The organism is Micromonospora sp. NPDC023966 (assembly GCF_040639095.1).
Classification (GTDB): Bacteria; Actinomycetota; Actinomycetes; order Mycobacteriales; family Micromonosporaceae; genus Micromonospora.
Genome location: NZ_JBEZZJ010000011.1, coordinates 184,217 through 195,724, shown reverse-complemented (window position 1 = coordinate 195,724; position 11,508 = coordinate 184,217). Strand labels below are relative to the sequence as shown.

Genomic DNA, 11,508 nt, shown 5'->3' with positions numbered 1-11,508 from the left:
AGCACCAGGATGACGTTCTCACCGTGCGGCATGAACGCCAGGTCGTAGGCGTAAAGCGCGTGCAGCAGCGGCACCAGGTAGGCGGGATCCGAGACCTCCCTCCGTTCCGAAGGAGAACCCCGTGTCCGCAACCCCCCTGCTGGAGCTACGCGGGATCGACAAGAGCTTCGGTCCCGTCCAGGTGCTGCGCGACGTGGCCTTCGCCGCCTACCCCGGCGAGGTGACCGCGCTGGTCGGTGACAACGGCGCCGGCAAGTCGACCCTGGTCAAGTGCATCAGCGGCATCTACCCCACCGATGGCGGTGAGTTCCACTTCGACGGCCGGCCGGTGAGCATCAACAGCCCGCGCGACGCCGCCGCGCTGGGCATCGAGGTCGTCTACCAGGACCTCGCGCTCTGCGACAACCTCGACATCGTGCAGAACATGTTCCTCGGCCGGGAGAAGCGCAGCGGCATCGTGCTCGACGAGCCGACCATGGAGCAGATGGCCGCCGAGACCCTGGCCGGGCTGAGCGTGCGGACCGTCAAGTCGCTGCGCCAGCACGTGGCCAGCCTCTCCGGCGGCCAGCGGCAGACCGTGGCCATCGCCAAGGCGGTGCTGTGGAACAGCAAGCTGGTCATCCTGGACGAGCCGACCGCCGCCCTCGGCGTCGCGCAGACCGCCCAGGTGCTGGAGCTGGTCCGCCGGCTGGCCGACAACGGCCTGGCCGTGGTGCTCATCTCGCACAACATGAACGACGTGTTCGCGGTCTCCGACCGCATCGCCGCGCTCTACCTCGGCCAGATGGTCGCCCAGGTGAAGACCACCGACATCACGCACTCACAGGTGGTCGAGCTGATCACCGCCGGTCGCTCCGGCAACCTCGGCCTCGCCGACCAGGGCAGCAACGGCACCGGCGCCGCGCCCGCCGACACCACCCCAGGAGCCGTCCGATGACCACCACCGCCGTGAAGAAGGAGGGCCCCGCCGCGGTCGCGCCGGCGCCCACCGTCGGCACCCACCTCAGCAACTACCTGCGCCGGGTACGCGGTGGCGACATCGGCGCGCTGCCCGCGGTCTTCATGCTCGTCGCCCTCGCCGTCGGCTTCTCGATCGCCCGCCCGTCGTTCTTCACCGCCGGAAACTTCGCCAACCTGTTCACCCAGGGGGCCGCGGTCACCCTGATCGCGATGGGTCTGGTCTTCGTCCTGCTGCTCGGCGAGATCGACCTCTCCGCCGGCTTCGCCAGCGGCGTCTGCGCGGCCATCCTGGCCAACGTCGTCACCGTGCTCGGCTACCCGTGGTACGTCGCGGTGCTCGCCGCCGTCGCCACCGGCCTGGTGATCGGCGTCGTCCTCGGCCTGCTGGTGGCGAAGGTCGGCATCCCCTCCTTCGTGGTCACCCTGGCCGGCTTCCTCGCCTTCCAGGGCATCGTGCTGATGCTCATGAAGGAGGGCTCCAACATCTCGGTGCGGGACGACGTCCTCCTCGCCATCGCCAACCGCAACCTCTCCCCCGCGATCGGCTGGGCGCTGGCCGCGGTGGCCGTCGCCGGCTACGCGGCCGTGCAGCTGCTGCGGCACCGCAATCGCGCCGCGCGGGGCCTGCTCACCGACCCGATCGCGGTGGTGGCCGCCCGGATCGCCGGCCTCGCCGTCATCCTCGGCGCCGCGGTCTACGTGCTCAACCTGGAGCGCAGCCGCAACGTGCTGGTCGTCTCGCTCAAGGGCGTGCCGATCGTGGTGCCGATCATCGCGCTGCTGCTGGTCCTCTGGACCTTCATGCTCCAGCGCACCAGCTACGGCCGGCACGTCTACGCGGTCGGCGGCAACGCCGAGGCGGCCCGCCGGGCCGGCATCAACGTCGACCGGATCCGCATCTCCGTCTTCGTCATCTGCTCCACGATGGCGGCGATCGGCGGCATCGTGGCGGCCAGCCGCGCCAACTCGGTGGACCCCAACACCGGTGGCAGTAACGTTCTGCTCTACGCCGTCGGCGCGGCGGTGATCGGCGGCACCAGCCTCTTCGGCGGCAAGGGCCGGGTCCTCGACGCCGTGCTCGGTGGCGCGGTGGTCGCGGTGATCGACAACGGTATGGGACTGATGGGTTACAGCTCGGGCGTTAAGTACGTCGTCACCGGCGTGGTCCTGCTCGCCGCCGCCACCATCGACGCGCTGTCCCGGCGGCGGGCCGCCGCCACGGGCAACCGCTGAACCCGGTACGGACATGACGGTGGCGATGCGCGCGGGACCCAGTCAGGACGAGATCCGTCGGCAGAACCTGGGCGCGTTGCTCCGTTACGTGCACGTACGCGGAGCCACCACCCGCGCGGAGCTGACCACCGCGCTCGGCCTCAACCGCAGCACCATCGGCGCGCTGACCGCCGACCTGGCCGGCGCCGGTCTGGTCAGCGAGGGGACGCCGAAGGAGACCGGCCGGGCCGGACGACCCTCGCTGGTCGTCCGGCCCGAGTCGGCCCGGGTCTACGCGTACGCGTACAGCGTCGAGGTGGACCGGCTGCGGGCCGCGCGGGTCGGGCTCGGCGGCGAGGTGCTCGACCGCCGGGAGCTGGAACGGCCGCGGAACCTGGTCGCCGGGGAGGCCGCCCCGCTGCTGGCCGACGCGGTCCGGGAGATGCACCGGGCGGTGCCGCCCGACTCGATCTGCGTCGGCGCCGGGGTGGCGGTCTGCGGCATGGTCCGCCGCGAGGACGGGCTGGTCCGGCTCAGCCCGACCACCGGCTGGGTGGACGAGCCGATCGGCGCGGCGCTCGCCGCCGAGCTAGGCGTCGACGTGCCCATCACGGTGGGCAACGTGGCCGACGTGGCGGCCTTCGCCGAGCACGCCCGCGGCGCTGCGGCCGGCTGCGACAACGTCATCTACCTCTACGGGGACGTCGGCGTCGGGGCCGGCATCATCGCCGGCGGGCGGCGGCTCACCGGCCACGGCGGCTACAGCGGCGAGGTCGGCCACATGGTGGTGGTCCGCGACGGCATGCGCTGCGACTGCGGGCGGCGCGGCTGCTGGGAGACCGAGATCGGCGAGCACGGGCTGCTCCGGGCCGCCGGCCGCTCCGACGCCCGGGGCCGGGAGGCGCTGCTGGCCGTCTTCGACGCCGCCGACCGGGGTGACGCGCGGGCCCAGACCGCCGTCCGGCAGGCCGGCGACTGGCTCGGCTTCGGCGTGGCCAACCTGGTCAACATCTTCAACCCGGAGATGGTCATCTTCGGCGGCACCATGCGCGACCTCTACCTGGCCGCCGCCGCCCAGGTGCGCAGCCGGCTCAACTGCAACGGGCTGCCCGCCTGCCTGGAGCACGTGCGGCTGCGTACCCCGAAGCTCGGTGACGACGCGGCGCTGATCGGCGCCGCCGAACTGGCCTTCGAACGCCTCCTCGCCGACCCGCTCGACGTCGGCTGACCGGCCCCCGGATTCCGGTGAACTGAATCGGGTCGTGATCCGTACCAGTGGGCGGACGGACGGCCGCGGGGGCGGCCGTCCGCGCCGTCCCGCGTACCGGTCCGGACCGAGGAGGCACCGCAACCATGGCACCGCTGGAATCCGCACGCCGCCGGCTGGCGCACCGGGTGATCCTGCTGCTCGTCGCGCTCGCCGCGGGGATCGGCGTCCTTCCCGGCGCGGCGCTGGCCGCGCCCAACCCCGTTGTGCAGCTCAACGCCGCCGACATGACGCTGCTCAACGGGGTACGACTGGCCGGGCTCTGGGAGATGCCGGCCGGGCAGATGGCCGCCGAGAAGGGCCAGTCGAAGCGGGTACGGGAGATCGGCGCGGAGATCGCGCGACAGCACGGCGTCCTGGACCAGCTCGTGGTCGAGGCCGCGAACAAGCTGGGCGCCACCCTGCCGACCACCCCGACCACCCAGCAGCAGGGCTGGCTGACCGAGATGCAGAACGCCACCGGCGCGCAGTTCGACCAGATCTTCGTGACCCGGCTGCGGGTCGCCCACGGCAACATCTTCCCGGTGATCGGCGCGGTCCGGGCCAGCACCCGGGACCCGATCGTGCGCAAGCTCGCCGACCAGACGAACACCTTCGTCACCAATCACATGCTGATGCTGGAGAGCACCGGGCTGGTCCGCTGGCAGCAGCTCCCGCCTCCCGCGATGCCCCCGGCGCAGAGCGATTCGCTGATCGCCGCCGCCGGGGCCAACGTCGGCGGCAACGGTGGAGTCCAGGTCAGCACCACGGTCGTGTGGGCCGTCTTCCTGCTCGCCCTGGGCACCGGCGGTTACGCCACCTGGCGGCTGCTGCGCCGCTCCTGACCCCGCCCCACGCGTGCGGCCCCCACCGGTGCGCCCGGTGGGGGCCTTCCGCTCAGCCGTGCCAGGACCGCCAGAGGGCGGCATACGAGCCACCGGCCGCGACCAGCTCGTCGTGCGGCCCGAGCTCGGTGATCCGGCCGTCCTCGACCACCGCCACCCGGTCCGCGTCGTGCGCCGAGAAGAGCCGGTGCGCGATCGCGATGACGGTCCGGCCCTGGAGCACCGCGGCCAGCGAGCGTTCCAGCGCCCGGGCCGCCCGCGGGTCGATCAGCGAGGTGGCCTCGTCCAGCACCAGGGTGTGCGGGTCGGCCAGCACCAGCCGGGCCAGCGCGAGCTGCTGCGCCTGGGCCGGCGGGAGCGGGTGCCCGCCCGCCCCGACCCGGGTGTCCAGCCCGTCCGGCAGCGCCTCCGCCCAGTCCAGCGCGTCGACCGCGGCGAGCGCCGCGCGCACCTCGGCGGGACCGGCGTCCGGGCGGACCATCGCGACGTTGTCGGCCAGCGTGCCGATGAACACGTGGTGCTCCTGGCTGACCAGCGCGACGTGGGTGCGCAGCTCGGCCAGGGGCAGCCTGCTGAGCGGCCGGCCGTCCACGGTCACCGTGCCGGCGCGCGGCGCGTGCACCCCGGCCAGCAGCCGACCCAGGGTGGACTTCCCCGCGCCGGACGGGCCGACCATGGCCAGCTTCTCCCCCGGCCGGGGCACCAGGGTCACCCCGTGCAGCACGTCGTGGCCCGCGCGGTACGCGTACCGGACGTCGTGGGCGGCGAGCCGACCGTCGTCGGTGACCGGCCGCCGGTCGGGCCGCGCGGCGGGGGCGTCGGCGGGCTCGGCCCGAACGCCGAGCAGCCGGGCCAGCGAGGCGCCGCCGACCTGGAACTCGTCCAGCCAGGAGAGCAGCCGGTCGACCGGGTCCACCAGTTGCTGGGCGTAGAGGGTGGCCGCGGTGACCTGCCCGAGATTCGCCCAGCCCTTGAGATAGAACCAGCCGCCGAGCAGCAGGGTGCCGGCCACCGGCAGCAGGTAGCCGATCTCGGCGACCGGGAAGAAGACCGTCCGCAGCTTCAGCGTGTAGGACTCGGCCGCGTAGGAGCGGCGGATGTCGGCGTCGCCGCGGGCCCGGCGGCGGGCGGCCTGGCGCAGCGCCTCGGTGGTCCGCGCCCCCTCGACCGTCTCGCTGATCCCGTCGGTGATGTCGGAGTACGCGGCGTTCTCCCGCAGGTATCCCTCCGGCGCCCGGCGCAGGTACCAGCGGGTGCCGACGACCAGCACCGGCACCGCGAGCAGGCAGGGCAGCACCAGCAGCGGGCCGGTCAGCACCAGCGCGCCGAGGATCAGCAGCACGGTGAGCGCCGAGATCAGCGTCTCCGGTGCGGCGAACCGGACCGTCCGGGACAGCGCGGCGACGTCCCGGGAGGTGCGGGTGAGCAGGTCGCCGGTGCCGGCCCGCTCCACGGTGGACAGCGGCAGGGCGAGCACCCGGTCGACGAACTCCTCGCGCAGCTCGGCGAGGACCCGCTCACCGAGCCGGGCGGAGGCCAGGTGGGCGAAGCGGACCAGCACCGATTGGGCGACCACGAAGCCCGCGATGGCCAGGGCCACCCGGTCCACGGTGACCGCGCCGACCCCGCGGGAGATCCCCTCGACCAGGTCGCCGAGGAGCCGGGGCGCGACCAGGCCGGCCGCTGCGGCGAGCGCGTGCAGGCCGAGCGCGGCGGCCAGGCCGCGCGGGTGCCGGCGGGCCAGCTCCCGCGCGTACCGGCGGACCTGTTGCGCGTCGGCGACGGGCAGGGCGTTGCTCACTGGTCCTCCTCCCGGCTCACCGTGGCCCGGTACCGGGGCTCGGCGGCGAGCAGTTCGTCGTGGCGACCCTCGGCGACCACCTTGCCGTCCTCCACGAAGACCACGTGCTCGGCGCGGCCCAGCACCAGCGGGCTGGTGGTGCAGACCAGCGTGGTCCGGCCGGACCGGGCGGCGGCCAGCCGCTCGGCGATCCGCGCCTCGGTGTGCGCGTCCACCGCGCTGGTCGGCTCGACCAGGATCAGCGTCTCCGGGTCGGCGACCAGCGCCCGGGCCAGCCGCAGCCGCTGTCGCTGGCCGCCGGAGAACTCCCGGCCGCGCTCGGCGACCGGGCTGTCCAGGCCGTCGGGCAGCGCCTCGACGATGTCCGTGGCGCTCGCCGCGACCAGCGCCGCCTCGATCGCGCGGCGGTCCCCCCGGTCGTGCGGGTCCAGCTCGGTCCGGAGCGCGCCGCTGAACAGCTGCGCGTCGTTGTCGGCCACCAGGATCCGCTCGCGCACCGTCGCCAGCGCCACGTCCCGCAGGGGTACGCCGTGCAGCGTCACGTCCCCGTCGACGTACCGGCCGAGCCGGTCGGCGATCTCGGCGGCGTCCTCGGGCGCGGTGGCGGCCAGCGCGGTGAGCCGGCCCGGCCGGAGCACCAGCCCGGAGCGGACGTCCACCAGTTCGCCCGGCCCCGCGGGCACCGGCACCGGGCGGGCCGGATCGGTGAACTCCGGGGCGAGGCGGAGCAGCCGCACGACCCGGCGGGCCGCGACGTGCCCCCGGGTCAGCTTGTCGGCCGCCTCGGTGAGGTTGCGCAGCGGGCTGACCAGGAACGCCGTGTAGCCGTAGAAGGAGACCAGCTGGCCGGCGCTGATCTCGCCGCGCAGCGCGAACCGGGCTCCGAGCCAGGTCACCAGCACCACGAAGACGCCGGGCAGCAGGATCTGCGCGGCCTGGATCAGCGACTCCACCCGGGCCACCCGAAGGCCGTCCGCCCGCAGCGACTGGGACTGCTCCCGGTAGCGGGCGCCCAGCACCGGCTCCCCGCCCACCCCGCGCAGCACCCGCAGCCCGGAGACGATGTCCGCGGCGCGGGCGGTCAGCTCACCGGTCGACTCCCGGTACGCCGCCTGCTGCCGGTGCAGCGGCCGGATCAGCAGCGCCACCAGCGCCATGAGCAGCGGCACCCCGAGCACCACCACGAGGCCGAGCGGCAGGGAGGCGGTGAGCAGGATCACCGACACGGTGCCGATGGCGACCAGCGCGCCGGTGCCCCGGGCGGTGATGTCGACCGCGCTGCCGATGTGCTCGATGTCGGCCGTACTGATGCTCACCACCTCGCCCGCGGCGACCCGGCGGGGCAGCGCTGCACCGAGCCGATTGGTGGCGTCCACGGTGACCTGCACGGTCCGGTATGCCGCGCCGAGCCAGTTGTGCACCGCGCAGCGGTGCCGCAGGATGCCGGCGGCCGCCTGGACGACGCCCAGCCCGAGCAGGACGAGGCCCCAGCGGAGCAGGGCGTCCGGGTCGCGCTGGGCGAGGCCGGCGTCGACGGCCCGGCCGACGGCGGCCGGCATCAGCGCCTGGGCCATCATCCAGATGACGCCGAGGGCGATGCCGGTGCCGAAGAGCAGGGGGTGCCGACCGGCGAGCCAGACCAGGTAACGGGTGGCGGACCGGGCGTCGGGGGTGCCGGGATCGCCGGCCGGTGAGAAGCGCATGACCACCCGACGCTAGGTGCCGGGCCGGGGCGGACGCCAACCAGTTTCCCGCCGGTCAGGCGGCCCACCGGGTCAGCGATCGACCTGCGTGAAGTCCCAGCTGTGCGGCGGCCGGGCGACCAGCCGCATGGGCGGCTCGGGCAGGTCCCGCGGGTTGCTCCGCCACTTCGAGATGACCACCACGCGGTGGTCGGTGGAGGAGAACACCTCGCTGGACAGGTGCAGCGGCTCGTGCTCGAACTCGGGCAGCGCGGTCTCGCAGACCCAGCTGATCAGGTCGGCGAAGCCGTACGGCTCGGCCTTCGCCTCCCACATCCGGACGATCACGTCGGTCCCCTCCCGCCTCAGACGCTGACCACGGTCAGCGGCATGGCGGAGTCGGCCGGCAGGTCCAGCCGGCTCGGGGCGACCCCCGCGGCGACCAGGTGCGAGCCGAGCGCGGCCACCATCGCTCCGTTGTCGGTGCAGAGCTTCGGCCGGGGCGTACGCACCCGGACGCCGTGCTTCGCCGCCCGGTGCTCGGCCATCGCGCGCAGCCGCGAGTTGGCCGCCACCCCGCCGCCGATCACCAGGGTGTCGATGCCGCTGCTTCGGCAGGCGTCCAGCGCCTTGCCGACCAGCACGTCGCAGACCGCCTCCTGGAACGACGCCGCCACGTCGGCCACCGGCACCGGCTCGCCGGCCCGCTGCCGCGCCTCCACCCAGCGGGCCACCGCCGTCTTCAGCCCCGAGAAGGAGAAGTCGTAGCGGTGCCCGGCCAGGTCCTTGGGCGCGGTCAGCCCGCGCGGGAAGGCGATCGCCGCCGGGTCACCGGCACGCGCCTCCCGGTCGATGAACGGGCCGCCCGGGAAGGGCAGCCCGAGCAGCCGGGCCACCTTGTCGAACGCCTCGCCCGCCGCGTCGTCGATGGTCGAGCCGAGCGGGGTGACCTCCCGGGCCAGGTCGTCGACGCGCAGCAGCGAGGAGTGCCCGCCGGAGACCAGCAGGGCGACGGCCGGCTCCGGCAGTGGGCCGTGCTCCAGGGTGTCCACGGCCACGTGCGCGGCGAGGTGGTTCACCCCGTACACCGGCTTCTCGGCGGCCACCGCGTACCCCTTGGCGGCGGCGACCCCGACGAGCAGCGCGCCGGCCAGGCCCGGCCCGGACGTGACGGCGATCGCGTCGATGTCGGCGATCGTCACCCCCGCCTCGCGCAGCGCCCGGTCCATCGTCGGCACGATGGCCTCCAGGTGGGCGCGGCTGGCCACCTCCGGCACCACGCCGCCGAACCGGGCGTGCTCCTCGACGCTGGAGGCCAGCGCGTCGGCGAGCAGGGTGTGCCCGCGGACGATGCCCACCCCGGTCTCGTCGCAGGAGGTCTCGATGCCGAGGATCAGTGGTTCGTCAGCCATGCTCGTCAGTCCTCGTTGCGCTGCATGACCAGCGCGTCGGTGTTGCTCGGTTGGTAGTAGCCGCGGCGCACGCCGATCGGCTCGAAGCCGTACATCGCGTAGAGCCGCTGCGCCGCGGCGTTGTCGGCGGCGACCTCCAGCAGCGTGCTGCGCACCCCGCGGCGGGCCGCCTCGGCGAGCAGCGCCTCCAGCAGCAGCCGGCCGATCCCCCGGCGCTGCGCGTCCCGGCGGACCGCGATGTTCTGCACCCAGGCCTCGTCGGGCGGCGCCACCATCAGCCCGGCGTAGCCGAGCACCGTGCCGTCGTCGTCGGTGGCGACCAGGTAGTGGTGGCCGTTGGCCAACTCGTTCCAGAACATCGCCGGCGACCACTGCTCGGCCCCGAACAGGTCCGCCTCCAGGGGCAGCACCTGGTCGACGTGCCACCAGCGGAACCGGCCCAGTCGGACCTGGCTCACTGTGCCGCCTCAGTTCGCGACTGCGGGGCTCGCAACCCCGGCCCGTGCGCGTCTGTTCGCGACTGCGGGGCTCGCAACCCCGGCTCGCTCCTCGCGCTCACGGTGCCGCCTCTGTTCGCGACTCCGGGGTTCGCAACCCCGGCTCACTCCTCGCGCTCACGGTGCCGCCTCAGTTCGCGACTCCGGGGCTCGCAACCCCGGCTCACTCCTCGCGCTCACGGGAGGACCGGCTTGTGGCCGGTGGCCGCGACCGCGTCCGGGCGGCGCAGGTAGAGCGGGGTGAGCGGCTCGCCGGGGGCGCCCGCGCGGATCCGCTCCGCGGCCAGGCGGGCCAGGGCCAGGGCGTCCGGGTAGCGCGGCTCCTCCCGGACCGGCAGGCCGAGGACGTCCGCGTAGCGGTGCGCGCCGTCGCCGACCGCGACCGTGACGGCCAGGTCGCGGGCGCGCTCGGCGGCGACCGCCGGGATGTCCACGTTCGGCCCGGCGATGCGCTGGCCGGCGCCGTCGTAGACGGCCCAGTAGACCTCCCGGCGGCGGGCGTCGCTGGCCGCCAGGACCGGCTCGCCGGCGGCCGCCGGATGGCCGATCCCGTCCAGCGAGCAGACCCCGTACGTGGGGATGCCGAGCACCTGGCCCATGGTGGCGGCGGTGACCAGGCCGACCCGCAGCCCGGTGAACGGCCCGGGACCGAGCCCGGCGACGATCGCGGCCAGGTCGGCGGGGCGCGCGTCGACGTCGGCCAGCACCGCGTCGACCTGCGGGGCGAGCAGTTCGCCGTGCGCCCGCGCGTCAACCGTGCACCGCAGCGCGCGCGCCGCGACGCCGTCCGCCGAGACCTCGACGAGCGCCGCGGTCACCGCGGGCGTCGAGGAGTCCACCACGAGTACGAGCACGGTATGCCAGCCTAGTCGCCAACCCGGTTACCGGCGGTGACGCCCCTCCCACGTCGCGGCTCAGCCCGGAGCGCAAGTCGCGTGTCAGCTCGGGGTGCGCGTCGCGGCTCAGCTCGGGGTGCGGAAGACCTTGAGAAACTGCGGCAGCAGCCAGGGGCGCGGGCCGGAGACGCGGACCCGGCCGGTGAGCACGGCGCGGGCCCGGCTGATCCGCCCGAACATCATCAGGTTGAGCGTCGCCGGATCGAACCGGACCCGCGCGTCCGGCCGCTCGTCGGGGGTGGCGAAGCGCACCCGCCCGTCGGCCAGCGCGAGCGTCAGCGGCGCCGCGTACGCCGAACCGAACCGCACCACGATTCGGCGGCGCGGCGGGTCCACCCCGTCCAGCAGCCGGCCGTAGCCGTGCCGGACCACCCCAGCCAGGAAGAGGTCGAGGAAGAGCACCGCGTCCCGGGACGGGACCGACCACGGCCGGCCGGTCGCCCGGGCCATGTCCCAGCCGTGCAGCAGCAGTTCGTTGACGAGGTGCGCGAAGAGGCCGGGGAGCGGGACCCGGGCGTCGCCGAGCCAGGGCACCACCTCGTCAGGGCTGCGGTCGGCGCAGGCCGCCAGCAGCCGGTCGACGTCGCGGCGCAGCCGGTCGAGCAGGTGGCCCGGGTCGCGCTCGGTCAGGTGCCGCAGCACCAGGTCGTTGGCGTCGGCCACGGTGTCGACGGTGACCAGCGGAAGCCGATCGCCGAGCCCGGGGACCGGCAACGGCTCGCCGGCCGGGTCGACCAGGGCGACGTAGAGCCAGGCGATGGAGGCGAGGTGGGCCAGGGTCTCGGCAGCAGTCCAGTCGGCCGTGACCATGGTGTCCGGCGGGACCGAGCGGGCCAGCGCCAGGAACCGGTCGGCGTTCTCCGCCAGGGCCGCCGGCGCCGTCGACCAGCCGTCCGAGGTGATGGTCGCCGACACCGCTACCTCCCCGCTCCGGGCGCGAACGGGGGAGAGCCTACT

General features: G+C 74.5%; 12 protein-coding genes. 4 read left to right on the top strand and 8 right to left on the bottom strand.

Annotated elements, in window-relative coordinates:
* Positions 1–74, bottom strand: a 74-nt coding sequence (locus AB0F68_RS17445; protein WP_357338988.1) for an IucA/IucC family C-terminal-domain containing protein, incomplete at its 3' end; no start/stop codon positions are given.
* 47 nt (positions 75–121) lie between these two features.
* On the opposite strand from AB0F68_RS17445, the gene AB0F68_RS17440 reads away from it, so the two are divergent.
* The 4 genes from AB0F68_RS17440 to AB0F68_RS17425 all read left to right on the top strand — a co-directional run bounded on the left by AB0F68_RS17440 (position 122) and on the right by AB0F68_RS17425 (position 4,263).
* Positions 122–937, top strand: coding sequence for an ATP-binding cassette domain-containing protein (locus AB0F68_RS17440; RefSeq protein ID WP_357338975.1), 816 nt, complete (start codon positions 122–124; stop codon positions 935–937).
* Positions 934–2,193, top strand: a complete 1,260-nt coding sequence (locus AB0F68_RS17435; RefSeq protein WP_357338973.1) for an ABC transporter permease — start codon at positions 934–936, stop codon at positions 2,191–2,193. Before AB0F68_RS17440 ends, AB0F68_RS17435 begins: the two co-directional genes overlap by 4 nt.
* A 25-nt stretch (positions 2,194–2,218) precedes the next feature.
* On the top strand, positions 2,219–3,400 hold the full coding sequence (locus tag AB0F68_RS17430; RefSeq protein WP_357338971.1) for an ROK family protein: 1,182 nt from the start codon (positions 2,219–2,221) through the stop codon (positions 3,398–3,400).
* Positions 3,401–3,525: 125 nt separating this feature from the next.
* On the top strand, positions 3,526–4,263 hold the full coding sequence (locus AB0F68_RS17425; RefSeq protein ID WP_357338969.1) for a DUF4142 domain-containing protein: 738 nt from the start codon (positions 3,526–3,528) through the stop codon (positions 4,261–4,263).
* A gap of 52 nt (positions 4,264–4,315) precedes the next feature.
* Here the strand turns inward: AB0F68_RS17425 and AB0F68_RS17420 are convergent, their stop codons facing one another.
* The 7 genes from AB0F68_RS17420 to AB0F68_RS17390 form a co-directional block, all read right to left on the bottom strand.
* Positions 4,316–6,064: an ABC transporter ATP-binding protein gene (locus AB0F68_RS17420; protein ID WP_357338967.1), complete on the bottom strand. Its 1,749-nt coding sequence runs from the start codon at positions 6,062–6,064 to the stop codon at positions 4,316–4,318.
* Positions 6,061–7,767, bottom strand: a complete 1,707-nt coding sequence (locus AB0F68_RS17415; RefSeq protein ID WP_357338965.1) for an ABC transporter ATP-binding protein — start codon at positions 7,765–7,767, stop codon at positions 6,061–6,063. The genes AB0F68_RS17420 and AB0F68_RS17415 overlap by 4 nt, the downstream gene beginning before the upstream one ends.
* A gap of 72 nt (positions 7,768–7,839) precedes the next feature.
* Positions 7,840–8,094, bottom strand: coding sequence for a hypothetical protein (locus tag AB0F68_RS17410; protein ID WP_357338963.1), 255 nt, complete (start codon positions 8,092–8,094; stop codon positions 7,840–7,842).
* Positions 8,095–8,111: 17 nt separating this feature from the next.
* Positions 8,112–9,158, bottom strand: a complete 1,047-nt coding sequence (tsaD, locus tag AB0F68_RS17405; RefSeq protein ID WP_357338961.1) for a tRNA (adenosine(37)-N6)-threonylcarbamoyltransferase complex transferase subunit TsaD — start codon at positions 9,156–9,158, stop codon at positions 8,112–8,114.
* A 5-nt stretch (positions 9,159–9,163) separates the two neighbouring features.
* A complete protein-coding gene (rimI, locus tag AB0F68_RS17400) occupies positions 9,164–9,616 on the bottom strand; it encodes a ribosomal protein S18-alanine N-acetyltransferase (RefSeq protein WP_357338959.1) in 453 nt (150 codons plus the stop codon).
* Between the two features lie 215 nt (positions 9,617–9,831).
* Positions 9,832–10,509: a tRNA (adenosine(37)-N6)-threonylcarbamoyltransferase complex dimerization subunit type 1 TsaB gene (gene tsaB / locus AB0F68_RS17395; protein ID WP_357338956.1), complete on the bottom strand. Its 678-nt coding sequence runs from the start codon at positions 10,507–10,509 to the stop codon at positions 9,832–9,834.
* Positions 10,510–10,617: 108 nt separating this feature from the next.
* Positions 10,618–11,466 (bottom strand): maleylpyruvate isomerase family mycothiol-dependent enzyme, encoded by an 849-nt coding sequence (locus tag AB0F68_RS17390; protein WP_357338954.1) that lies wholly within the window; start codon positions 11,464–11,466, stop codon positions 10,618–10,620.
* Positions 11,467–11,508: the final 42 nt, after the last annotated feature.

What these genes read in the sequence shown, in the direction of transcription:
- AB0F68_RS17435 (WP_357338973.1), top strand. Translation starts at nt 934, where the DNA reads ATGACCACCACCGCCGTGAAGAAGGAGGGCCCCGCCGCGGTCGCGCCG.
- AB0F68_RS17430 (WP_357338971.1), top strand. Translation starts at nt 2,219, where the DNA reads ATGCGCGCGGGACCCAGTCAGGACGAGATCCGTCGGCAGAACCTGGGC.
- AB0F68_RS17425 (WP_357338969.1), top strand. Translation starts at nt 3,526, where the DNA reads ATGGCACCGCTGGAATCCGCACGCCGCCGGCTGGCGCACCGGGTGATC.
- AB0F68_RS17415 (WP_357338965.1), bottom strand. Translation starts at nt 7,767, where the DNA reads ATGCGCTTCTCACCGGCCGGCGATCCCGGCACCCCCGACGCCCGGTCC.
- tsaD (WP_357338961.1), bottom strand. Translation starts at nt 9,158, where the DNA reads ATGGCTGACGAACCACTGATCCTCGGCATCGAGACCTCCTGCGACGAG.